The following is a 23681-nucleotide window of genomic DNA, read 5'->3' on the forward strand; positions in this document are numbered from 1 at the left end:
CCAATCCAAAATCTTCATGCCCGTACCTACCACCGCCCAATCTAGCACAGCGTTCCCCTGTTGCGTCAACAAGAGCGATCGCTTGACAATCAAGACAGTCGCTACAAATCAAGGCTTTTTCCAATTTGGACAAGGTATTGTAGTCAACAATTAATAAGACTAATTACCAATTACCTAAATTAGTAAATACCTTCCTCTCTATTCTGGGTTTCATCATGTTTGGCAATTACCCAAATTGCATGAATACTACCAGGAAGCCAACCCAGAAGGGTAAGCAAGATGTTAAGGAACAAAGTTGAACCAACTCCAACGGTGAGAAAAACTCCTAATGGAGGTAAGAAAAAACCAAGCAGCAAACGAATTATTTTCATGGTGTTTTGCGAATTTTTGAACTTTGCATTGACAGCAAATGTCAGGAGTTTTTAACCCGCGTAGGCAGGGTTTTGGAGTGAAAGATGTGAATTAAGAGGATATTCTGGGGTTAGTAGGAGTACTTTGTAATTCAGGATTTCTTTCAGCAAAGTATTTACTGATGAAGGTGTTAGCCAAAGATAGGACTACTGGCCCGAGAATAAAAGCAATAATTCCGTGAACACTAAAGCCAGGAACTAAAATTGATGCTAACCAAAAGCAGATTCCGTTGACTATTAGGGAAAATCCACCTAATGTTAAGAATGTCAATGGTAAAGATAGTGTGGAAATGATTGGTTTGACTGAACCGTTAATCAAACCGATAGCTAAACCTGCAATTAAAGCTGAAGGAAAATTGGCAAGATTAACGCCTGGAACAATTAAATCAACAATTAGCAGGCTTAAGGCTGTAGCGAGTATAGTTAAAAATGTTCCCCACATTGTTTTTACCTTTAAGTAACAGCAACACATATACTGTTCCTATCTTCTAGTAAAATTTAGGTTTTAACCTCTAGTTTTAGGCTGAATTGGGTTATGTCGGAAGGAGGATTTTTTAAACGCAGAGGAACGCGGAGGTTAACGCGGAGGAACGCGGAGGGTTTTTTAGTTATTCAGGTTTATGGTAGAGGGAGGTTTTATATAAATGTTGTTCTTGATGTGTTTCTAATACGCAATCAGATAAGGGATAACTTACGCAGGTAATGACATAACCAGCTTGGATTTCATGGGGACGGAGAAATTTTTGTTCACTTTGATCAATTTCACCGCTAATAAGTTTAGCTACACAAGCTGAACATTCTCCTTGTTTACAACCAGATGGTATGCGGATACCTGTCTCTTCTGCTATGTCGATTATATATTGATCATCTGGTACTTGAATTGTGCAATCTAATCCTAGTTTTTCGTTGATTAATCTGATTTGGTAAATATTCATATCAATTTGGGATTTATTGTTAGGTAAAGATATGTTTTTTTTCACCCAGAGGCGTAGAGAGAGTTGATTTGCGCCTTTGTGTGAGGTTTGATTCTATTGTTTGACTGCTTTCATTGATAAACCTATACGTTTTAATTTTTCGTTAATTTCTAAAACCTGGACTTTGACAACTTGTCCGACTTTGACTATTTTTTGAGGATCATCTACGAATCTATCTGCAAGTTGGGAAATATGTACTAGTCCATCTTGGTGTACGCCGATATCAACAAATGCACCGAAGTTAGCGACGTTGGTAATTATTCCTTCTAGTTCCATTCCTATTTGTAAATCTTTAATTTCTTTGATTCCATCTTTGAATGTGGCATACTTAAATTCTGCACGGGGATCTCTTCCTGGTTTTTCTAGTTCGCTGAGGATGTCGCGCAGTGTTGGTTCTCCAATTGTGTCGGTGACGTATTTTTTGATGTTGGTTTTTTTGAGTTTTTCGGCAATTTCTGTGACTTGATTTAATGGTAGTTGTAAATCTTTGGCTATGGATTCTACAAGTGAGTAACTTTCTGGATGTACTGCTGTATTGTCTAAGGGGTTTTCACTACCGCGAATTCTTAAGAAGCCTGCTGCTTGTTCAAAGGCTTTTGGTCCCAATTTGGCTACTTTTAATAGTTGGCGGCGATTTTTAAAGGCTCCATTTTGGTTGCGATAGGCGATAATATTGTTAGCTACTGTGGGGGTAATTCCGGAAACAAAGGTGAGAAGTTCTTTGGAAGCGGTGTTTAAATCTACGCCTACATAGTTAACGCAGCTTTCTACGGTTTCATCTAATTTCTTTTTCAGCAATTTTTGGTCAACATCATGTTGATATTGTCCGACTCCTATGGATTTGGGATCGATTTTTACTAATTCGGCTAAGGGATCTTGTAATCTTCTGCCGATGCTAATTGCACCGCGTACGGTAATATCTAAATCAGGAAACTCTTCTAGTGCGACTTTGCTGGCAGAATATATAGATGCACCTGATTCATTTACCATGACTTTAACGGGTTTGCGTTCGCAGTTTGCTAATACTTCTACTACAAATTCGTCGGTTTCACGGGAAGCTGTTCCGTTTCCAATAGCAATTAATTCAATTTGGTATTTTTCAATTAAGTTCTTGATGGTTTGTGCGGCTTTTTTGCGTTGTTCGACAGCTTGGTGGGGAAACACTGCTTGATATTCTAAAAATTTGCCTGTTTGTTCTAGTACTGCTACTTTACACCCTGTTCTAAAACCTGGATCTATGGCTAAAGTTGGTTTCATTCCTGCTGGTGCTGATAACAGCAATTCCCGTAAATTCGCTTCAAAGGTTTTGATAGATTCAATATCAGAGTAGGTTTTTTTCTCAGAAATTACTTCCCCAATCAGAGAATTTTTCATCAATCGGTTAAATGCATCTTTCAACATTGCTTGATAAAAATCCCGAACTGCGCGAACTTTGGTTTTAATTTCTTGTAATTCTAAATAATTAAGTACGAAATCTTCATCAAAAGCAATTTCAAAGTTTAATATTTTCTCGGTTTCTCCCCGACACAAGGCCAGCATATTATGAGGGGCTATATTTTTAACTTTGATTTGATAGTTGCGGTACATTTCAAATTTGGTTGTACCTTCTGGATGTTCATCTTTGATGCGGGAAATAAACAAACCAGATTCTAAAAGATAAACCCGTAAATAGGCGCGTAATTCTGCTTTTTCTGCTACTTCTTCCGCTAAAATGTCTGATGCACCTTTTAAAGCTTCTTCTGCGGTTTTTACGCCTTTTTCTTCAGAAATATATTTCTCTGCTTCTGCTTCTAGGGAAACTGTGACACCATTTTTGACATTTAATGATTTAATAAAAGCTGCTAGGGGTTCGAGTCCTTTCTCTCTAGCGATAGTGGCGCGGGTGCGACGTTTGGGTTTATATGGTAGGTATAAATCCTCAAGTTCTGTTTTTTGTAAGCAGGAGGTAATTTTGGCTTTTAATTCATCGCTGAGTTTACCTTGTTCTGCGATCGCATTCAAAATCACTTTCTTTCTTTCTTCTAATTCTGTTAAGTATGTATACCTATCAGATAAATCCCGCAATTGCACCTCATTCATCTCATTGGTGCGTTCTTTGCGATAACGTGCAATAAAGGGAATTGTCGCACCTTCGGCCAAAAGTTCCAGCGCGTTTTGCACCTGATGAGGTTGAAGTTGGAGTTCAGTTGCTAGTAGTTGAGGAATGTTCAGCATTGGGTGTTTACGTTGAAAATGCTACTTTGGTAATATGTTAGGTGTTTTAAGCAAAATGGCGTAATTAAACTTAAGATATACGTAACGCCCAACCTTTTTCCTACTACAGAAAAGGAGAAGTTTAGGTAAAAGTCTTATGTTTAAATAATACCATCTACTTACAGCAGATTGCAGATCAATGAGGTACAGAATCTAGATTGAAACCTATACACATTCGCCTGTTTTACTTCTGACTCCTGAACCGAAGGTCTGCGAAGCGTCTCCTGACTCCTGACTCCTGCTGTACTAGCACTACGATTGTTAAGCTAATCTACCAGATAGTTACAATATCTGAGATTCTTCACATCATAACTTTAAAAAAATATTGTAAAAGCAACTTACTTACGTGTATGATAAATAGTTGTTCTCAAATATGGGTTGACTTCGCCGCTGTTCAACCTATAGTCTGTTAGTTCAGGATTTAGTAAAATGCCTTTATTTTTTCTGATTCCACTATTTACTGCTTTAATAACTGGCTATTGTTGTCAAAAAAGTACGGATGAAATTGCATACATAGCGCGTGTATTTACCGCTATTAGTTTCATTTTGAGTTTAGTTTTAGCACCTTGGCAGATTCAATTCCTATTGTTGATAATTATCCTCATTGGTAGTGATAAACTTTTGCGGACAAATTAAAACAATCAGCTGTGAAAATATTAGGAATTAATTGCCCCTCTTACCAAAATGACTGTACTTTCGACACCAGAAGCGATAGTTTCGGGAATATTACCTTGAATTGCTTGTTGTAATAAGCCCTCACGAGAAGCACCTAAAACCACAACATCATAACCTTCCGTTTTGACAACATTAATTACCTCTTCGGCAACAGCATCTGCTTGTACTGATGTAGCGGTAACTGTACTGTGTAAATTGCGGTGACGCATGAGTTGACGAGTAGATGCTTCTAAAACTGTCAGATCAGGCTGCAATTCTGAGGGTTTATCTGAAGGTTTAAATACCTGCATGAGACGAATTTCAGTATCATGACCTAATGTTACTAAAGCAGGTAATAGTTTAATAGCTGACTTGGAATTGGGGCCTCCAGCCATTGGTACTAGCCAGCGGTTGAAGTGGGAAGAGTCAGAAATATTACCTAACTTGACCAAGATAACATCACAGGTAGCTTGACGAATTATACTGTCTACAACCGTGCCAAAAATCCGCCCAGGGGTAGAAGTGTTACCTTTCCAACCCATAAAAATCAAATCAATGTGTCGTTCCTTAACTGTCTCTAAAATGGCTTGGGCGACATCATGGGCGACTCGAATTTGCGTATGGATGGGAATTTGCCATTTTTTCCCTAAAACTTCCGCTTGTCTGAGTAAACGGCGACTTTTTGTAGTCTTAACTTGTGTTTCGGCTGGGGAACTATGACGGGAGATGAGGATGATTTGTAAACACTCTATTTCATAATAGCGATCGCGGGCAATAGTGGCTGCCATTTGTAACAGAGTCTCTGCTGTGTCTGGGTTAGCGAGAGTGACTAATAATCTGCCTCTGCCAATATTAGGCGATCGCGTCTGGTAAACTACATAAGAAGGTTCTGGTTGTGGTCCACTAACTCCATTTTCACAATTAATATGATCTGCTTCCGCCCGAATAATGTCTGCACGGGTAATAATTCCAATCAGTTTTTGCCCTTCCACCACTGGTAAACGACTGATTTGATAACGATCTAATAAATACAAAACATCACCCAGTGTTTGCTTGGGAGTGACTGTGACCGGTTGGGGTGTCATCATTTCCCTTAAAGGAGTATCCCGACTCTTCGGTATTTTCTGTAAATCTGTTTGCGTAACAATTCCTACTAATTTACAGTTTTCCACCACCGGAAAACCACGATGGTGAGAACGGGAAAATGCTTGAATAACTTCATCAAAAGCCATCTCTATATCCAGAGTTTCCACCCGTTGCTGCATCACATCTTGGGCTGTTAACTGAGTTAATATTCCTACTCTGGGTGCATCTTTTTGAATGTTGATGCCATTTAATTGTAAAAGTTTGTCATACAGCGAACCAGGTACTACGTTATCAGCCACTAGATAGGATGTCACACAGACAATCATTAACGGTAACACCAGATTGAAATCTGTCGTCATTTCAAACACAATCACAATCGCCGTAATGGGGACTTTGGAAACAGCGCTAAAAAATCCTCCCATTCCCGCTAAAGCATAGGTAGTCGGAGAACCTAACCCCCAAAGTTGAAACTCACACACCCCAACAATGTGTCCTAAACAAGAACCCAAAATTAGACTCGGTGCAAATAAACCCCCAGGTGCGCCAGAACCAAAAGCAATTAAAGTTAAGATAAACTGAGCGATAAAAGTAATGGCTGCAAAAGGAGCATTAGCATCACTTGTAATCAAATACTCCCGTAAACCAGCATTATCTCGATAAGATTCCGGAAGTAAAGCCACAATCACACCAGAAACCAAGCCAGCTAAAGCCACCCGTAGCGGTAAGCTAATGTGCAATCGACGGTAAGCTTTAATACTAAAAATCAGTCCCCGATTAAATAACCCCGCCAGCAACCCCACTAAAACACCCAATAGCAAGAAAATCGGAATTTCTAGCACAGAGAAACTGCTAGAATAATTCATTAATTGCAGATTCAGTTGTAGACTCCCACCACCTAACCACCGGGAAACTACCCCACCAATAAAAGAGGCGATAATCGCAGTTCCTAAAGTCAGTCCTGATAAATCTTGTAGTAACTCTTCAATAATAAACAACACCCCCGCTAAAGGTGCATTGAAAGCAGCTGATAAACCCGCACCAGCACCCGCCGCAATCATTTGTCGTCGGTGTTCTGGGGAAGTAGGAACCCAACGACTCATTCCCGCTGCTAACCCTGCACCGACGTGGACTGTGGGGCCTTGTCTTCCCAAGGTAATTCCCGAACCCAAAGCAATAATCGCGCTGAGTAGCTTCACAAATGCCACCCGCCAGGATAACTTAATTGGGATATTGGCGAGACTGGCTTTGACTTGGGGAATACCACTACCCGCTGCTTCTGGTGCTAACCTTTGCACCAACCAACCAGCCAAAAACCCAAAACTCATCCCAATTAAAGGTAAAGTCAGCCAAGCTGGTAAAACGTGGGTACTATGAACTCGCCATGTTCCTAACCATCCTGAACCCACTTTCAGTAATACCGCCGATAAAGCTGCGACAAGACCAATAATACAAGCTTCGGCGTTGGCGTAGCCCATAGAAGATATCGCTAAACCTCTTCTAGGCTGCCAAAAATGGCGAAAGCGTTGAGTCAGCATTGGTAGCGAAATCATAAATTTAAAATTTAAATTTGAAGTTTTAATTATATAAAGATTGAGGATGATTTTTTAAGTAATCTTTTAACCAGTTATGGCTTTGTGTAAGTAAATTATTTGGATTCAAATTCCATAAAATCAAACTACCTTTGTTAGTTCCAGTCACAAGGGTTTGACTATCTGGACTGAAACTGATAGCTGTTACTTCATCATCAACATTGAAAGTCAAGATTAGTGTACCATCGTTTTTCCAGAGATTAATTTTGCCGTCTCTGCTGCTAGATGCCAGCATTCTACCATCAAAATTAAAACTAACACTTGTTACTTCACTGTTATGTCCAGATAAAGTCGTGCTTTTCCCGTCGCTTTTCCTAATTTTGACTTTGCCATCTCTGCTGCTAGAAGCAAAGATTTGACTATCTGGACTAAAACTAACACTTGTTACTTGGCTGTTTTGTCTAGGTAAAGTCTTGATGATTTTACCATCATTTTGCCAAAGTTTAATTGTCCCATCACTACTACCAGAAACTAAAGTTTTAGCATCTGAACTAAAACTGATACTGGTTATTTCACTTTGAGGATCAATAATATTAGTCATCAAAGTTTTTATTAACGTACCATCTAATCTATATTGTTTAATATAACTATTATTACTATCTAATAAAAAAGGTTGTACTTCTTCAACTGCGATCGCTATACTAATTCCCGTATTACTTTCATTATTGGGATTAACTCACATCTTGCACCTACCGAATAAACCCGTAGAAAAAAAATAATAAATACAAAAATATGACAGTGAATAATGAAGTAATTTAATGATACTGATTGTTCTATATATAACAGCATATAAGTAAGTTTACGTAAAAAGCCAAAAAAACTAGATTCAGGGACTTCATTCCTGGATGAAGACAGCGCAAATATTGTGTCCTGACTTGTCGGTTCGTTAAATATAGAATAAGGGAAAAATGTAGGGTTTTGCGGTTATTAAGCTCAAAATATGAGAAAAAGGTGGCTTGGTATTATCTCAACCGTGACGGCTCTCTAGAAAAACGCTTTGTTCTATCCACCAGACCTCTCAAAGCCAGCACTATTAAATGGTGGGGTAAACGACGGTGGCAAATAGAAGGATGGTTTAAAACTGCAAAGCACCGTTTCGGTTGACACCGTTTTGGTCAAAGTACAATCCTGGGAATGTATCGCTGGCTCATTCTTTCTTTAATTGCTTATCTTCTAGCTCACTGGAGTTATTTGCTCCCCTCAGTTACCATTACCACCTGATTGGGGGAAAGCTGCACAAACTGCGCTGGAATCACTTTTTCCCAAAATAGTTGTGTCTCTTATTTTACTTGAAATTGAGCGATTAATTCCTCTCGCACGTAGTTGTGGTTTTGACATCTCTATTTCCAGGTGCAAGATGTGAGTAAACATATTATTAATCAAGAGCTTGTTAGGGTAGAGCAAAAAACTATTCCCCTGAAAAGATTGGAGGGGATGGGATTAATTAAACAGGAAGGTAATTATGTAAAAATCAGATGTGAATTATATCAGATGTATTTTAGCGATCGCTTGAATTGAGTTATAAAGCAAGAGATCAAGGAGTCAGGAGTCAGGATTTCCCCATTCCCCATTCCCCATTCCCCATTCCCTATTCCCTATTAATTATTTTTGCCATTGATGGAAAGTCCTTCTACGATTAGAGAAGGCGTATAACAAGCACCATTCCAATCAGCATCACCACCTAATTGAACTAATTGTTTGAGGGCTGTGTAGACGTTACCGGCGACCATTGTATCTTTAACTCTGCCAATTATTTGCCCATTTTTTACCCTATATCCTAAATCAATATTGATAGAAAAATCACCAGAAATGCTGCCGCTTTCTCCTAATATTTGATCGACAATTAAGCCATCTCCGAGATCGTAAATTAAATCTTGTAAGGATGGGGAACCGGGTTGAATGAGAAAGTTAAATAAACCGGGAGTGGGATAGCTACCCAACCCAGGACGAAAACCATTACCAGTACTGCCAATATTTAATTGTCGTCCAGTAGTGCGATCGCTATAAAAATTCCGTAAAATTCCGTTTTCGATAAACACTAACGACTTTGTAGCATGGCCTTCATCATCAAAAGGACAGCTGTAAGGCCCAGCTTCTGGGTCTTGGTAAAGAGTCAGAATAGGTGCAACCACTGGTGTACCTAACCTTTCTCCCCAAGGGGAAGACTTTTCTAATATCCGCTTCCCATTTAAAGCAGCTTGGACAGTTCCCCAAAGCATATCCGCAGCTTTGGAAGTGAACAAAACGGGAACACGACCTATTGGGGTAGAAACATTTTCTTGCGCCCAATCTAATCGCTGTAAAATTTGGTGAGCTAGTTTTTCTGGGCTGAGTTGTCCGCGCTGGGTTTGTCCATCGGAAATACTCAAAAAGTCATCACCCCTAACCCATTCTGCTGACATATAGCAGCTGAGGGTAGTGTCAGTATAGTGACAATCTAAACCTTTGCTGTTGATTAACCTGGTATTTTCAACATCACATTCCCAGTCAGTGCTACAGAGAACATCAGGATAGACATTACGAATCAGCGCGATCGCTTCTTTGCCCCAGTCTATCAGCATCTCAACTGGCACTGATTCCCCTAAATCAGGGTAAGAGGTATGAGAATTACTGACTAATTCTACTAGTTCTGGTTGGTTGAGTTGACTTAGAGCCAGCGCTCGCTCTACCATCACTTGCGGATCGACAGAACCATAAGCCACCATCAGTCCCGGACAACCATTCAGCCACAGCCGTAGTGCTGTACCTTCAGATTGACTGGTTTCTAGTTGTTTAAGGCGATTAGCCTCAAATAAAACTGGACGAGAAAGCGATCGCGATTGATACACTTCCGCAGCTTCAGCGCCAGATTTTAAGGACAGTTCTAGCAGATGTTCGGCTAGTGTATCTTGTGACAAATTTGCAGAACCCATTTCCCTTGATGAATTGTGGATATTGGATTGTAAATCCCAGATATACGCAGTCCATTATCCCATCAGCGTGTCTTAACAGTTGTAAATTTCGTGGGAATTGGGCATGGGGCATGGGGCAGAAGAAAGATCCAAAATATTCCCTATTCCCTCATTCCCTCTGCTTACAAATTTACCTCTTGTAACAGCCAAAATCCCGCAAAAGTCTGAGATTGAGGATCAGACTGCACACCAATAAAATGTACCCCATTGGCTTTTTCCTTTGCTTGTGCAAAGCCTTTAGCCTCAGCTAGGAGTTGAGGAGTTCTGATATTAGCTACAATCCAGCTTTCTGTTGCGCCGGTTTCTAAAATTAATCTGTCCCCTTGCTTGGTGTCAAAGTGCAAATAAGCCATCTCTAAACCAGACATCCAACCAGCCAAAGGTAAAGCTCTAGGTGAGAAAATCAAAATACCAGGAATGCGAGCTTCAGGCGACAATTGCGCCAACTCTAGAGGGAAAGATTCACCAAAGCCAATTTCCCACTCTGGCATTTCTGCCAAATCCCCAGCTTCTAAAGTCACAAATGCCCACTGTTTACCTTCCAAAGCATCTGGTAAGCGCTGAGGTAAAGGTCTATCTAAACGCACCGAAGCATTAGTTCCCCCTTGATACCCTGGTTCCTGGGGATAAACTTCCTCACTCCGCTGTTGTAACCACTGGTTAAGAACCAAAGTGCGACGACTAGATAAAGCAGGAATCCCCACATCCTGACAGGCTTTAGTAATCATGTTATTCATTTGGCGGCGGAAAAAGCGAATTTTAATCGGTGCTTCCCCTGCTTTCTCAATAGCTTCCTGTAACGCTGTCCGCAACCAACCCGAATTTACCTGAGTACTGGGGCAATATTTAGCGTAGCGAAACAAAGAATCAGTTTTCGTGCGAATATCTGAAGGACTTTCACAAACTAAAACTTCCCAAACTTTTTTCTGATTTTCGTCCAAAATCGGACGGGAGTAAAAATCGAGTTCCCAAATACTGCCCATGTTTTGCGGTGAAATCTGGCGACTTTATATTTTCTTATATTTCCACTCTACCAGTTCACTGCTGAAGTCTGTAAACAGCGCCTGTTGAAGTGTCAAATTAGTAAAATTGCAGCGATGGCGCTGAATCATATCCATTAAATACAACAATGCGATCGCTCAGGCACATCTGTAGGCTATGTTCCCAAATTGATTAATAGCCAGTCGCATCAAACAACTGACCACTAATTTTTACCCATCACTCATTACTCATCACTGGCTCTAATTGTCCCACTTCAACGGGTAAATGCTGATGCATCCAAGTCTCCAAATCAGTCAGCACTTGATGATAATTGATGTCACAGTGTAAATCATGATAGGCTCCCGGATACTCAATACGTTGCTTATCTGGGTAAGTCACTCGCTGGTAGAACAGTTCACTTCCCCCAGGTAACGCTACTCTGTCCGCACCACCATGCAAAATTAACAGCGGTACTTGCCATTCTGCCGCATGAGCATGAATCCAAGCTAGTGTATTAAAAAACTCTGTAGAAAACCGGGCTGTGGCACGGGTATGGCGTAACTGATCTTGAGTGTAGCTGGTCAAAATCTCCTCATTCCGTGAACCAGCAGTTGTGTCTAGTCCGGTATTTAAGGAAAAACGCGGCCACACCCGCGAGAGCATTTTTCCTAAAAGCACGCGTATAGGTGATACTCCTACCTCTCCAATACTTGGTGCGAATGCAATCACACCTTGCAATGCAGATGAGTCCTGTGGATAGTGCAGAGTGTAGTCTAAGACAATCATTCCACCCATGCTATGACCAAAAAGGAAAATTGGGCATCCTGGTTGCTGCTTCTGTATCATCTCTAAGAAGGCTCGAACATCATCACGAAACTCAGCCCAGGTATTGATGTAACCTCTTTGACCGGGTGAGCATCCATGACCACGCAAATCTAAGCCATAAACAGCATATTGCTTAGGTAACAAATGCTCAACGATATTTTTATACAGACCGCTGTGTCCTCCTAGTCCATGTACTAGTACTAATATCGCCCTTACCTTACCCTCTGGATTCCAGTTTTGGTAATACAGATCAAGTCCCCCAACACCTTTAAACGTGCCGACGCTGTGGTAAATCATAGGTTAATTTTTTACGTTCTTTCTCAGCAAGCTATTAGCCTATCTATCAAGGTACATTGTAAGGAAAATTGCTTCTAACGGTGGGAGGAATTACAGATAATTTGCGTTTTTGGGACTTATTTACCGAAATTTTGGTGGAGGAAATGATACATGATAGAGTTTTAGACTTTTAATAACCAGTTTTACATTTGAGGTTGTTGGCAACTTTTGGGGATAAATTAAGTATTATGGATAGTTCTTCTAGCAAATCTTCTCCTCAAACCTCAGCTGATGCAGATTTGATATTAAATCATCAGCCAGAATCAGAAACTTTACTACCTTTGACTGACGCAACTATCCAGCGGGTGTGGGAAGGTGTAGCTGCGGCAAGCGATCGCACTATTCGCCATACTATAGAAACAACTCTCCTTCAGTTATCTGCTATTACTCAGGAACATTCGGAACCGCGAGTTAATGCTAATATCAGACGTTGGGTAGTGCGATCGCTCATTCATTCCCTATTCAGTGTCAAAGTTGAAAACATTGAAAATATCCCGGCCACACCAGCAATCTTAGCTGCTAATCATCTTCACCACATCGACCCATTGGTTTTACTCTCAGAAATTCCCACCCAGCCCCACTATTATATTCTTGGTGATGCTCGCACTCTCTATAACAAATGGTGGAAACGCTGGATTTTAGGTTTTGCCGGTGGTGTTATTCCTTTAGAAAGAATTTGGGGTGAAGAACAGGCTGTTATTGCTGCTGCTAAAGCCGGACGGGATGATTTACAAGAACTTGCTCAAGTTATTAAAAATACCGTTAATCCTGGTGGAGATATCCAGACAATCCGCCGCATAGACCGCATTGTTGCTGCAATTTTAGCCCGTGGAGATGGGTTGATGATTTTTCCTGAGGGAAGACTGGGAACTGCTGAGGGTCATTTGCATCCCTTTAAACGCGGGACTGTAATTTATGCTTTGCGGGCTGGCGTGCCAATTGTACCGATAGCATTAATTGGTACTCATGACTTATTTTTGAGAAAAAAGTTAACAATTCGGGTGGGTGAACCTTTATATTTTCCCCCAACTACCAGACCAAAGCGTCAGGAAATAGATTCAGCTTTGGAAGTGTTGGAAAAAGCAATACGGGCTTTGTTACCTACAGATTATCAAGAACCAACGGGGATAAAGTTGTTACGGCATTTTCTCAATCGGATGTTGTTGTAATTTTTTTCTCACGCAGAGGCGCAGAGTCACAGAGAGGAAATAAGAGGATTTATTCTGCTTCTAAAAATCCTTTGATGGTTTCTGCTGGAATACTAAAAACAGGATGATTAAATATCGCTTTTAATGCTTCTAATCCACCAGCTTTAAGTGCAGCTATTAATCTGGCTTTTAGTGTGGGGTTGCGTTTAATTTCTTGATGAATGGCGTTTGTAATGATTTCATTTGTAGATGTTTGGTTATTTTTAGATAATTGGTGAAACAGTTGTTGGATTTCTGCTGCTGCTTCTGCTAAATTCTGTTTTTGTTCTGGTGTGTAATTATTTTGGTTAAATGTAACATTACTACCTGATTGTGCTGTATCTACAAATTGGTTATTTGCATTTCTTTGGTCATATTTAGATTGATAAGATTCTGACATGGCATTACTCTCTTGATGTAAGTGGATATTATTAATTACATTAAATGATTCTTTTTTCTGGTTGTCAAGTTCATTTTGTAAGGGTGTAACTGGGGTTTGCCGTTCCCGATTTAATTCTTGGGTTGGCAGATTCACATCATCAATTAACCTGCGAACATCAACCATGTTAAAACTATTTTCGCACTCAATCTGATACCGCCCAGCATACAAACGCTTACGTAATGATTCTAGTGGATAAGCATAAGGTGTCTGACTTCCTTCACATTCTTTGCAGTTACAAGGAACAAGAGTATCATATTTCAAACGCTCAAAAGAACGATGTATTTTGTCTAGTTCGTGTGTGATAACAGTCAACAATTCTTTTTTACGACTTCCGACTACACGGATTTTAATTTCCTTTTGATTGTAGTTTTCAATCACTTCAGCACGAGTTTGGTCTTGGTTGAGAATAACGCCACTTCTCCAAACTAGCATTTGTTCTTCAATCCAAGGGTGTGTTTCTACAATGAAGCGAGTGAGAATACCTTTAGGCATGAATTCGTATTTGTAGCGTAAAATTAAATTATGTGATTTATCCCAAGTGTATTCAGGTTGGTTAATATCGAGTAATTGGGGTGCAATATATTGACCAACACAATTAGGAATTGGGTAACAAAGTTTAAACCGCATCATCAATTGCAGTAGTTCATCTCTCATGTTGGTATATTGGACATCTTTCCAAATTTCAGCCAGATTGTCTTGGCTAAAACATCCTAAATTCTTAATAACTTTTTTATTGTCCAGAACTTTGTAAACTCCTGTAGTCGCCCATTCTGGTTTGAGGATGACATAGTGTTTTAGTGTAGGATCATCTTGGAAATGCAAGCAAACACCAAGGTCGTGTAAATAGCGACTTAGTAACAACATATCCTCACGTTTAGTTAAATTATGAAGTTTGCAAAGTTTGTAATATTCTTCAAGACTAATAAAGTTGCGGAGTTCGTTTTCTAGGTCAGAACGGACTCTCACCCAAATTTTTGGTAGAGGTGTACCAACATGGGGAAGTTTCTTGATGTATTGTTGAATAGCATCTTTAATTTCTGTTAAACCGCGATTAATCGCCAAGTTAGCTGGTAAAACTTCTTTGAGATTTAAAAATTCTCCTCGCAATTGGCGTTCATTGACTTCGCATTGACGGTCTTGTTTTTCATTTTTAATAATGATAATTGGACTCTTGTCACTCAATAGTTCGACAACTTTTAGCCAATAATAAAAATCAGTATTTTCTTGGCGCGTATCTGCAACTAAAGCATAGAGAGAACGTGAGGTTAGAAAAAATTGGTGGGTTTGGTGGTATATTTCTTGTCCACCGAAATCCCAAATATTAACGCGAAATTCTTTACCATTAGGTAGTAGAAATTTCCACTGGATGACATCAATACCTTCCGTTGATTTTTCACCTGATTGGAGTTCGTAATCTTTATCTTCAATTTTTTTAGCCAAAGAAGTCTTACCCGCACCTCCTTCACCAACAATCAAAAATTTAGCTTCATATAAACGCTCAGATTTTTGTTCTAACTTTTGCCGATAAAAATTAAGAATTGCTTGTAATCCCCGCGTTTTTATTTCTGGTGGAAGATTAATTATTTCGTTCCCTTGAAGTCCAAATTTCTTCAAGTTAGTGAGTTGTCCTATTTCCGCTGGCAGACTGCTGAGTTGATTGTGACTGAGGTCGAGGGATTGGAGGTTGGTGAGTTGTCCTATTTCCGCTGGCAGACTGCTGAGTTGATTGTGACTGAGGTCGAGGGATTGGAGGTTGGTGAGTTGTCCTATTTCCGCTGGCAGACTACTGAGTTGATTGCTTCTGAGGTCAAGGGATTCGAGGTTAGTAAATTGGACTATTTCCGATGGCAAACTTCTGAGTTGATTGTGACTGAAGTAGAGGGATTGGAGGTTGGTGAGTTGTCCTATTTCTTCTGGCAGACTGCTGAGTTGATTGTGACTGAGGTCGAGGGATTGGAGGTTGGTGAGTTGTCCTATTTCTTCTGGCAGACTGCTAAGTTTATTGTTACTGAGGTCAAGGGATTCGAGGTTAGTAAATTGGACTATTTCCGCTGGCAGACTGCTGAGTTTATTGCTACTAAGGTAGAAGGTTTGGAGGTTGGTGAGTGATCCTATTTCCCCTGGCAGACTACTGAGTTGATTACTTCTGAGGTCAAGGGATTCGAGGTTGGTGAGTTGGACTATTTCCGCTGGCAGACTGCTGAGTTTATTGTTACTGAAGTAGAGGGATTGGAGGTTGGTGAGTGATCCTATTTTCCCTGGCAGACTGCTGAGTTGATTACTTCTGAGGTCAAGGGATTCGAGGTTGGTGAGTTGGAATATTTCCGCTGGCAGACTGCTGAGTTTATTGTTACTGAGGTCAAGGGTTTGGAGGTTGGTGAGTTGGAATATTTCCGCTGGCAGACTGCTGAGTTTATTGCCTCTGAGGTAGAGGAATTGGAGGTTAGTGAGTTGTCCTATTTCCGCTGGTAGACTGCTGAGTTTATTGCCTCTGAGATTAAGTTCTGTTACACCATCTCTTGCTGCTTGTTCGATCGCTTGTAGTAGTTCTGCCTCAGTCATGAGTAATTACTGAACTGTGATTACTAGAGTTTAGCAAACAGATGTCGCAGTTTGAGAACCGCTATCAGGTAAAAAATTACGCAGCAGCGCCCAAATTGTTATAGTCTATACGTAAATTCCCTCATAACTGACTCAAGATGCAAATAGACTTTCATCATGGTGTCACCTACGTTGTTGCGCGACTGGCGGGTTTTGAACATGAAGATGCTAGTATTATCGCTTACTGCGCCCAGTATGTAGATGATGCTATTAATAGCGGTTTAATTCGATTCGATAATGGGGCGATGTTTACTCGCATTAGTTCCGCTCATAAAATGCTAGATTATCGCAATTTTCAGGAGTTAGCAATTCATCATGTTTGGATTCCTTTTCATTTTTTACCAGGAAATGGCGGAAAACCAGCAGGTGAAGATCCTGAAGGGAAGTTTATTGAAAAGTTGATTTGTCGTCCTAATAGTGATGTCGCACAACAAATGGTGAGGGAATGTATTCAACGCCGTGAAAGTGCTTATGGTTTACATCGTCTGGGTATTACTATGCACGTTTATGTTGATACCTGGGCGCATCAAGGTTTTGCTGGTGTTAATCATCGAGTTAATGAAGCGAAAAAACTACTTGATGAAAATGATCAACCAGATCGTAATTTGATGGATAGGTTGAAGAATTACTTTGTCAGTGAGGCTTTACCTTTAGGACATGGTGCGGTTTTGAGTCATCCTGATAAGCCGTTTTTACGTTGGGGTTATATCAACGGTAGAGGTGAAAAAATTAGCCGTAATAATCCTGAAGATTTTCTGGAAGCGGCTGATAATATGTGTAAAGCTATGCAGCGTTATTTAAAAGGTGATGCTGATGCGATTGTCCCAGGATTACCAGAACCAGATAAAAGTTTAATTGCCTTGATGTTGGCTAATATTAAAGATGTTAAAGGTCGTGTACGTCATCAAAAATGGTTAAGTGCGATCGCACAAGGTAAATTTAGTTTTGGTGCTGCTAATATTAACTATATTCCTAAGGGTAAAGATTCCTGGAAATACCTGGCTTTGGGAACTGAAAGCCCCGTTGATAAAGATAATGAAATTTTTCCCTATCATCCTAGTTTCCTAGTCAGCAATTGGAAATTATTTCATGACGCTTTACAAGCTCATCAATTCTATATTATTCACGATTTGCTACCCCAATATGGAATTTGTGTAGCTTGAGAAGAAGGTGACAGGGAACAGGTGACAGGTGACAGTGAAGAGAGGACAGAAGAGGAGAGAAGAAGATACTGTATTTTTTCAAAAATCAAATAAAAATCTCCATCTTAAAATCCTGTTAATCCTTAAATCCTGTTAATCCTTAAATCCTGTTAATCCTGATTCAGACATTATCTTTTTTCACCTTACTTGCAACAACCCTTTCAAGAAATAAATCATATTCATAAATATCATTTCTATCCAGAGCATAACATGATCTAACCATGCTAAAATTTGCTCTAATGGGTGTTTTTCATACCCTAAAAATGTGGCAGTAGTTTCTATCCAATCTGGCTGTGCTTCATATTGATATTTTTCGGCTTTTATCTCAATTTCAACTTGGGAACTAGAAGCTACTTTGGCAAATTTCTTACTTCTGAATAAATCCCGTCGTGATTTTGATGATAATTCGTAATGAGTATTTTCTGTAACTAAATTAGTATCGGAATTTAGACTGGCATTTTTAGAGTCTAATTCTATCTTAGCGAATAAGTCATTCCATGTCAACCAATTATTTAAATGATTTAAATTATTGAAATCGGCTTCTGACAATTGATTATTTTGATCAACTTGATTTGATGGTTTACCTGGTAATTTTTCTGGAGTTGGTTGAGAATCAATATTTTGAAGATTTCTACCACCAAAAAAGTAATTTATCGCTGCTGCAATTAATTCGGAAATATTCAGAGTCTGATTTTCCAAGTCACCAGGATTAATTGCTATTTTTCCTCTTGCTTCTAGCTGTTCTCTCCCGTAAATAAAAATATCAAACTGAGTTTTAGCAACTTGAATAATTTTCTGACTGCGCTGTTGTACAGGTACTAAAGCCTTAGATTCTAATTTAGCGATAACTGTATCCATTAACGCCAAAAATTTACCAGGATAATCTTCTATATGTACTGGAATCTTGGTTTCAGCTAAATCTGTTATGTTTGGGGTATGATTAGTAGTTAGCTTTGATAATATGCGGTTGATTTCTGGTAATAATTTCTGCTGTTGTTGAATTTCAGCTAATTTAAAAAAATGCCAATATTCAGCAACTTCACTATTAATTTTATTTGTTAATTTTTCCTGCTGTTGAATTGTCAAAACATCTAGAATTCTGTTATCGTTGCTCACAAGCACCAAATGACGATTTTCCAATTGTGCAGCAATTCCCAGCACTTTTGGTATATGGTGCTGAAGGGTTTTTTCTGGTTGTAGAGATTGAGGAAGACGAGATTTTTTTAACCATCCTAGACGTGTAGCTGCTTCCCGCACAGCATCACCCAAAAACGTTAATGGGTTGACATTTTGTAAATTTTCTGAATCAGAAGCTGCGGCAGATGGTAAATTTTTAACTAACTCTAGTACGTGCTGAATAGGTGCGTCAGCTGGTGGAGGGGTTTCTGGTGGTAACTGTTTTCCAGCAAGTTCATCGGGCTGAAACATCTGGTACAGTGGATAAAGTAGCGCTTCCACACTCCATTTAGTAGCAACTTGCAAATTTCGGAAGGAGTTTTCCCACTGTTTTGTCAACCGCTGAGAATGCTGGTTGAAAAATTTAAAGATTTTACTTTGATAAGGACCGGAGGAACCAGAAGACATGGTAGAGATTTGCTAGTTTGAGTATTTTTGAGTTTTGAGACTCCCACAAAACTGTTACTTATCGTCAGTCAGTGATATCAAGTCGGTTTGAATATTTATCATATCGTTGGGGTAGAGAATAGGGAAACAGATATTATCACTAATTAGCCGGACTTGATATAACATCATGATAATGGAAAATAAGCTCAAGTAAGTTTAATTTAGACAATCCCAAACCCGAACCTAATTTTTACATTAATTGTTAATCTTTATTGATTATGACTCTATCTCTATCCCATACCAAATATATATCAGACGCAATTGAGAATTTACGTGCTTGCTGTCAAGTTAATATCCAGTCTTCTTGGTTGTATCAGCAGGTTGATTGGGGAATTACTGAAGTAATAAACTCAGATTTGTCTCTTTGGAAACCTGTAAATCTAAATGATAAATTACATATTCCTTGGACAGCGGGAAAACAAGTGTTGTGGTTGGTGCAAAAATTAGTTGTTCCCCAAAATTTACAAGGTTATGATTTAACAGGTTTATGTTTGCGGTTGGCTTTGGTTTGGTGGGCAGATGCGGCGGAGATTTATATTAATGGTAAGTTGGTATTGGCTGGTGATTTGTTTGATTGTTCACCGAGAGTGCTTTTAAGTCCAGGGGTTTCAACTGGGGAGGAGTTTGTTGTTGCTTTGCGGTTGGTGAGTCCGGGACATTGTGATGGGGCTTTGATGCGATCGCTCTTGGTTTTTGAGTCTTTAGATTATAATAGGCTAGATCCGGGTTTTTTGGCTGATGAGTTGGCTGTTGTTCATCTGTTTTTGGAAAGGTTCGCACCGGAACGGTTATCTGCTTTGGTTGAAGCGGTTGAAGAGGTAATGAACCGCGAAGGCGCGTTCGCGAAGCGTCTCGAAGAGAAGAGCGCGAAGGAAGAAGGGAAGAAGGAAGAATGGGATAGATTTCTGTTAAATATACGAGAATCTTATCTGTGTTCATCTGCGTTTATCTGCGGTTTAAAATCTAAAATTCATTTGTTAGGTCATGCTCATTTGGATTTAGCATGGTTATGGCCTGTTTCTGAAACTTGGAAAGCCGCAGTCAGTACTTTTGAGTCGGTGTTAGGTTTACAAGGAGATTTTCCGGAGTTGATTTTCTGTCATACTACTCCGGCGTTGTATGCTTGGGTTGAGGAACATCGTCCAGATTTATTTGCGGAAATTCAAACCCAAGTTAAAGCGGGAAAATGGGAAGTTTTGGGTGGGTTTTGGGTGGAACCGGATTTGAATTTGATTTCTGGTGAGTCTATTGTCCGTCAGTTATTATATGGTCAGCGTTATTTTCAGGAACGGTTCGGGAAAATATCTCCTGTGGTTTGGGTTCCTGATACTTTTGGTTTCTGTGCAACTTTACCTCAGTTTTTCGCAAATGCGGGAATTGAGTTTTTTGTGACTCAGAAGTTACGCTGGAATGATACTACTAAGTTTGATTATGGCGCTTTTTGGTGGCGATCGCTTGATGGTAGTCAAATATTTAGTTTTATGTCTGCGCCCATAGGCGAAACTGTTGATCCTGTTAAAATGGCGAACTATGTCTGTGAATGGGAAACTCAAACTGGTTTAAATGATTCTCTTTGGCTTCCTGGTGTCGGTGATCATGGTGGTGGTCCGACTCGTGATATGTTGGAAATAGCAAGGCGTTGGGAAGATTCCCCCATTTTCCCCAAGTTGGAATTTACCACTTCGGAAAAATATCTCGAACTAATAAAATCCCAAAGTCAAAATTTACCTGTTTGGGAAGATGAACTTTATTTAGAGTTTCATCGCGGATGTTATACTACCCACGCAGACCAAAAACTCTGGAATCGCAAATCTGAAAATCTTTTATATGCAGCTGAGTTATTTGCAACTTTAGCAAATGTTGTCTGTGGGGTGATATATCCGAAATCCGAAATAGAAACCGCTTGGAAAAAAGTTTTATTTAATCAGTTTCACGATATTTTACCCGGTTCTTCCATTACTCAAGTTTATGAGGATGCTTTACCGCAATGGCAACAAGTGGAACAGGTGGGAAATAATATCTTAGATGAGTCTTTGAGTGCGATCGCATCTCATATCACTTTACCACAACCACCCCAACCCAATAGCATACCTATCATAATTTTTAATTCGCTCAACTGGCAACGTTTCCAAGTCGTCAGCGTTACTTTACCCCAAAATAACCAAACCTGGGAAATTTACAACATTGACGGAAACCAACTTCCGTCCCAACAAAGCGAAAACTCTTTATTATTTCTCGCAACCGTTCCATCTATAGGTTACAGCATATATTGGCTTTCTCCAACTTCCCAACTTCCCAACTTCCCAATTTCCGAACTTCCCAAAAACTGGATATTAGAAAATGAATATTTGCGCGTTCAGGTAAACCCCGAAACCGGAGACTTAAAATCTGTCTTCGACAAAATCCAACAACGGGAAATTTTAAATGGTGCGGGAAATCAACTTCAGGCTTTTGAAGATAGCGGACAATATTGGGACGCTTGGAACATTGATCCCGATTATGCCACAAAACCTCTACCTGCAACCGAATTAAAATCAATTCAATGGCTAGAATCTGGAAAAATACAACAACGTTTGCGGGTAGTGCGTCAACTGGGAAATTCGCAGTTTTGTCAAGATTACATTCTCCAAACCGGTTCACCACTTTTGAAAATTGCTAATACTGTAAATTGGCAAGAAAATCAAGTATTAGTTAAAACAGCATTTCCTGTCAACGTCGAAACCGATTTTGCAACTTATGAAATTCCCTGCGGTGCTATTCGGCGTTCAACCAACCCCCAAACCCCCGCAGAAAAGGCAAAATGGGAAGTACCAGCTTTACGTTGGGCAGATTTAACCACAAATATGGAAACCGGAAAATACGGAGTTAGCCTCCTGAATGATTGTAAATATGGTTACGACTGCCGCAGCAATCAAATCCGTCTCACTTTGCTCAGAAGTCCCCATTGGCCTGACCCGAAAGCTGACAGAGGTATACATGAATTTACCTATGCTTTATATTCCCATGCAGATACTTGGGAAACAGCCGACACTGTTAGATATGGATATGAATTAAATATACCATTAAAAGTATTAGTTAATCCACCAAATCAACAATCTGGATTGAATAGTTGCCCAAGCCAAAGTTTTCTGAATTTATCAGCAGATAATTTGATTTTAATGGCTTTAAAACCTAGTGAAGATAATCAACAAAAATTCATAATTCGCTTTTATGAATGTCACGGAAAAACAGCAGAGTTATCTTTACAAAGTGATTTTTTCAGTTTAGGAACAGCAGTTGATTTATTGGAAACACCGATAAATCAAGAAATTGATCAAATTGCTCCTTGGAAAATTACTACATTTGAGTTAAAAAAGAAACTATGAAAATTACCAAAAACATTACTAATTGGCTAGAAATCCACGCCTCATCTCCTACCTACGGCGGTTGGGTATTAATAGGCGTTGCTATTTGTTATTTAGGCGCTGCTATCAACACGATGGCGGGCTGGTTATATGTAATTAGTGGGGTTTGTCTTGCCCTTGTGGGTGTATCATCTTTCTTAGCACCGCGATCGCTCAAAAATTTAATTGTTAAACGCTCTCCCATCCCACCAGTCACCGTTGGCGACGAAATCACCGTTGAAATAGAAGTCCATAATCCCACCCAAACACCTGTCACCTTATTGCAAGTTGCGGATATACTTCCCTTCATTTTCGGAAAACCAGTCAAACAACCAATTGACACCATTGAGGCAAAAGACTCTCACCGTTGGATATATTACCACCCGACCCAACGCCGAGGCTTGTATCGTTGGGAAACAGTAGAATTGGCAACTGGTGCGCCTTGGGGCTTATTTTGGTGTCGTCGTCAGCGAGAATGTAAAGCCAGAGCAATTGTCTATCCCACAGTTTTACCCCTGACCAACTGCCCCCTAGTTGATGAAATTGGGCAAAATGAGAGTCAAAAAAATGATCCTCGTGGTGTACCATTACAATTAGCTGCAACAGGATTAGTGCGATCGCTCCGTCCTTACCGCATTGGTGATCCTACCCGTCTCATTCATTGGCGTACCAGCGCCCGTTACGGCGAATTACGAGTCAGGGAATTAGAAGTTATCACAGCAGGACAGGAAATTATTATTGCCCTTGATAGTGCAGCTAATTGGGAAGAAGAACAATTTGAGCAAGCAGTCATTGCTGCCGCCTCATTATATTTTTATGCCCACCGGCAAAAGCTACAAGTAGAACTTTGGACAGCAGCCACAGGTTTAGTCAAAGGTGATATTCCCGTTCTGGAAACCTTAGCAGCAACCAACCCCCTAGAAGAAACAAATACACCACCAGATAACTACCCCTTAATTTGGCTCACCCAAAACCCCAAAACCCTATCTGAGTTACCGCTGGGCAGTCGTTGGGTTTTATGGGAGAATATAAATCCATCCTCAGAACAAGTCCTAGTCAATCGAGATTATCCTGGCATCATCCTCCAGAGTGAACAAGAACTGCAACTTCAGTTGCAAAAACCATTAACTTCCTGATGAAATTGATACAAAACTTTAATTAACTTAGATAAATTTAGCTTCCCT

The 23681-nt window shown here is 39.9% G+C and carries 19 protein-coding genes; 7 read left to right on the forward strand and 12 right to left on the reverse strand.

All coding sequences use genetic code 11. From position 1 onward, the window contains the following. Positions 1-179: 179 nt before the first annotated feature. From H6G68_RS15450 to H6G68_RS15465, 4 genes are all read right to left on the reverse strand, one after another. Positions 180-371 carry a YqaE/Pmp3 family membrane protein gene (locus tag H6G68_RS15450; protein ID WP_190907436.1) on the reverse strand — a complete coding sequence of 64 codons (192 nt, stop codon included), beginning with the start codon at positions 369-371 and terminating at the stop codon, positions 180-182. A 91-nt stretch (positions 372-462) separates the two neighbouring features. Then, complete coding sequence (locus H6G68_RS15455; protein ID WP_190907437.1) at positions 463-852, reverse strand: phage holin family protein; 390 nt, start codon at positions 850-852, stop codon at positions 463-465. A gap of 166 nt (positions 853-1018) precedes the next feature. After that, positions 1019-1345 (reverse strand): 2Fe-2S iron-sulfur cluster-binding protein, encoded by a 327-nt coding sequence (locus tag H6G68_RS15460; RefSeq protein ID WP_190907438.1) that lies wholly within the window; start codon positions 1343-1345, stop codon positions 1019-1021. Between the two features lie 93 nt (positions 1346-1438). Next, positions 1439-3598, reverse strand: coding sequence for a Tex family protein (locus H6G68_RS15465; RefSeq protein ID WP_190907439.1), 2160 nt, complete (start codon positions 3596-3598; stop codon positions 1439-1441). A gap of 468 nt (positions 3599-4066) precedes the next feature. Here H6G68_RS15465 and H6G68_RS15470 point away from each other — a divergent pair, with 468 nt between their 5' ends. Continuing rightward, a complete protein-coding gene (locus H6G68_RS15470; protein WP_190907440.1) occupies positions 4067-4273 on the forward strand; it encodes a hypothetical protein in 207 nt (68 codons plus the stop codon). A 20-nt stretch (positions 4274-4293) separates the two neighbouring features. Here the strand turns inward: H6G68_RS15470 and H6G68_RS15475 are convergent, their stop codons facing one another. Continuing rightward, a complete protein-coding gene (locus H6G68_RS15475) occupies positions 4294-6927 on the reverse strand; it encodes a chloride channel protein (RefSeq protein ID WP_190907441.1) in 2634 nt (877 codons plus the stop codon). 25 nt (positions 6928-6952) lie between these two features. Continuing rightward, a complete protein-coding gene (locus H6G68_RS27795; protein ID WP_339327868.1) occupies positions 6953-7612 on the reverse strand; it encodes a WD40 repeat domain-containing protein in 660 nt (219 codons plus the stop codon). A gap of 305 nt (positions 7613-7917) precedes the next feature. Here H6G68_RS27795 and H6G68_RS15485 point away from each other — a divergent pair, with 305 nt between their 5' ends. Beyond that, on the forward strand, positions 7918-8070 hold the full coding sequence (locus H6G68_RS15485; protein ID WP_190907442.1) for a hypothetical protein: 153 nt from the start codon (positions 7918-7920) through the stop codon (positions 8068-8070). A gap of 96 nt (positions 8071-8166) precedes the next feature. Here the strand turns inward: H6G68_RS15485 and H6G68_RS15490 are convergent, their stop codons facing one another. Then, positions 8167-8304 (reverse strand): hypothetical protein, encoded by a 138-nt coding sequence (locus H6G68_RS15490; protein ID WP_190907443.1) that lies wholly within the window; start codon positions 8302-8304, stop codon positions 8167-8169. A 21-nt stretch (positions 8305-8325) separates the two neighbouring features. Between H6G68_RS15490 and H6G68_RS27800 the strand changes: the two genes are divergently transcribed. Continuing rightward, on the forward strand, positions 8326-8484 hold the full coding sequence (locus tag H6G68_RS27800) for an AAA-like domain-containing protein (RefSeq protein WP_339327867.1): 159 nt from the start codon (positions 8326-8328) through the stop codon (positions 8482-8484). Positions 8485-8564: 80 nt separating this feature from the next. On the opposite strand, the gene H6G68_RS15500 is transcribed toward H6G68_RS27800, so the two are convergent. The 3 genes from H6G68_RS15500 to H6G68_RS15510 all read right to left on the reverse strand — a co-directional run bounded on the left by H6G68_RS15500 (position 8565) and on the right by H6G68_RS15510 (position 12020). Next, positions 8565-9878 carry a TldD/PmbA family protein gene (locus H6G68_RS15500; RefSeq protein WP_190907445.1) on the reverse strand — a complete coding sequence of 438 codons (1314 nt, stop codon included), beginning with the start codon at positions 9876-9878 and terminating at the stop codon, positions 8565-8567. Between the two features lie 161 nt (positions 9879-10039). Then, positions 10040-10900, reverse strand: a complete 861-nt coding sequence (locus H6G68_RS15505; RefSeq protein WP_190907446.1) for a Tab2/Atab2 family RNA-binding protein — start codon at positions 10898-10900, stop codon at positions 10040-10042. A gap of 235 nt (positions 10901-11135) precedes the next feature. Next, positions 11136-12020, reverse strand: coding sequence for an alpha/beta hydrolase (locus tag H6G68_RS15510; RefSeq protein WP_190907447.1), 885 nt, complete (start codon positions 12018-12020; stop codon positions 11136-11138). A gap of 227 nt (positions 12021-12247) precedes the next feature. Between H6G68_RS15510 and H6G68_RS15515 the strand changes: the two genes are divergently transcribed. Then, complete coding sequence (locus H6G68_RS15515; protein ID WP_190907448.1) at positions 12248-13228, forward strand: lysophospholipid acyltransferase family protein; 981 nt, start codon at positions 12248-12250, stop codon at positions 13226-13228. A 49-nt stretch (positions 13229-13277) separates the two neighbouring features. Here the strand turns inward: H6G68_RS15515 and H6G68_RS15520 are convergent, their stop codons facing one another. Then, the gene (locus H6G68_RS15520) at positions 13278-16250 is read right to left on the reverse strand and encodes a leucine-rich repeat domain-containing protein (RefSeq protein ID WP_190907449.1); all 2973 of its coding nucleotides are present in this window, start codon (positions 16248-16250) and stop codon (positions 13278-13280) included. A 137-nt stretch (positions 16251-16387) separates the two neighbouring features. Here H6G68_RS15520 and H6G68_RS15525 point away from each other — a divergent pair, with 137 nt between their 5' ends. Then, positions 16388-17452, forward strand: coding sequence for a DUF6765 family protein (locus H6G68_RS15525; protein ID WP_190907450.1), 1065 nt, complete (start codon positions 16388-16390; stop codon positions 17450-17452). A gap of 177 nt (positions 17453-17629) precedes the next feature. On the opposite strand, the gene H6G68_RS15530 is transcribed toward H6G68_RS15525, so the two are convergent. Next, complete coding sequence (locus H6G68_RS15530) at positions 17630-19075, reverse strand: hypothetical protein (RefSeq protein ID WP_190907451.1); 1446 nt, start codon at positions 19073-19075, stop codon at positions 17630-17632. A gap of 257 nt (positions 19076-19332) precedes the next feature. On the opposite strand from H6G68_RS15530, the gene H6G68_RS15535 reads away from it, so the two are divergent. Together H6G68_RS15535 and H6G68_RS15540 are read left to right on the forward strand one after the other, a co-directional pair. Then, a complete protein-coding gene (locus H6G68_RS15535) occupies positions 19333-22479 on the forward strand; it encodes an alpha-mannosidase (protein WP_190907452.1) in 3147 nt (1048 codons plus the stop codon). Continuing rightward, positions 22476-23633, forward strand: a complete 1158-nt coding sequence (locus H6G68_RS15540; RefSeq protein ID WP_190907453.1) for a DUF58 domain-containing protein — start codon at positions 22476-22478, stop codon at positions 23631-23633. Before H6G68_RS15535 ends, H6G68_RS15540 begins: the two co-directional genes overlap by 4 nt. The last annotated feature ends 48 nt before the right edge of the window (positions 23634-23681 follow it).

The sequence above is a fragment of the Anabaena catenula FACHB-362 genome, assembly GCF_014698735.1.
GTDB classification, from domain to species: domain Bacteria; phylum Cyanobacteriota; class Cyanobacteriia; order Cyanobacteriales; family Nostocaceae; genus Anabaena; species Anabaena variabilis_A.

What these genes read in the sequence shown, in the direction of transcription:
- H6G68_RS15450 (WP_190907436.1), bottom strand. Translation starts at nt 371, where the DNA reads ATGAAAATAATTCGTTTGCTGCTTGGTTTTTTCTTACCTCCATTAGGA.
- H6G68_RS15455 (WP_190907437.1), bottom strand. Translation starts at nt 852, where the DNA reads ATGTGGGGAACATTTTTAACTATACTCGCTACAGCCTTAAGCCTGCTA.
- H6G68_RS15460 (WP_190907438.1), bottom strand. Translation starts at nt 1,345, where the DNA reads ATGAATATTTACCAAATCAGATTAATCAACGAAAAACTAGGATTAGAT.
- H6G68_RS15465 (WP_190907439.1), bottom strand. Translation starts at nt 3,598, where the DNA reads ATGCTGAACATTCCTCAACTACTAGCAACTGAACTCCAACTTCAACCT.
- H6G68_RS15470 (WP_190907440.1), top strand. Translation starts at nt 4,067, where the DNA reads ATGCCTTTATTTTTTCTGATTCCACTATTTACTGCTTTAATAACTGGC.
- H6G68_RS15475 (WP_190907441.1), bottom strand. Translation starts at nt 6,927, where the DNA reads ATGATTTCGCTACCAATGCTGACTCAACGCTTTCGCCATTTTTGGCAG.
- H6G68_RS15490 (WP_190907443.1), bottom strand. Translation starts at nt 8,304, where the DNA reads ATGTCAAAACCACAACTACGTGCGAGAGGAATTAATCGCTCAATTTCA.
- H6G68_RS15500 (WP_190907445.1), bottom strand. Translation starts at nt 9,878, where the DNA reads ATGGGTTCTGCAAATTTGTCACAAGATACACTAGCCGAACATCTGCTA.
- H6G68_RS15505 (WP_190907446.1), bottom strand. Translation starts at nt 10,900, where the DNA reads ATGGGCAGTATTTGGGAACTCGATTTTTACTCCCGTCCGATTTTGGAC.
- H6G68_RS15510 (WP_190907447.1), bottom strand. Translation starts at nt 12,020, where the DNA reads ATGATTTACCACAGCGTCGGCACGTTTAAAGGTGTTGGGGGACTTGAT.
- H6G68_RS15515 (WP_190907448.1), top strand. Translation starts at nt 12,248, where the DNA reads ATGGATAGTTCTTCTAGCAAATCTTCTCCTCAAACCTCAGCTGATGCA.
- H6G68_RS15520 (WP_190907449.1), bottom strand. Translation starts at nt 16,250, where the DNA reads ATGACTGAGGCAGAACTACTACAAGCGATCGAACAAGCAGCAAGAGAT.
- H6G68_RS15525 (WP_190907450.1), top strand. Translation starts at nt 16,388, where the DNA reads ATGCAAATAGACTTTCATCATGGTGTCACCTACGTTGTTGCGCGACTG.
- H6G68_RS15530 (WP_190907451.1), bottom strand. Translation starts at nt 19,075, where the DNA reads ATGTCTTCTGGTTCCTCCGGTCCTTATCAAAGTAAAATCTTTAAATTT.
- H6G68_RS15535 (WP_190907452.1), top strand. Translation starts at nt 19,333, where the DNA reads ATGACTCTATCTCTATCCCATACCAAATATATATCAGACGCAATTGAG.
- H6G68_RS15540 (WP_190907453.1), top strand. Translation starts at nt 22,476, where the DNA reads ATGAAAATTACCAAAAACATTACTAATTGGCTAGAAATCCACGCCTCA.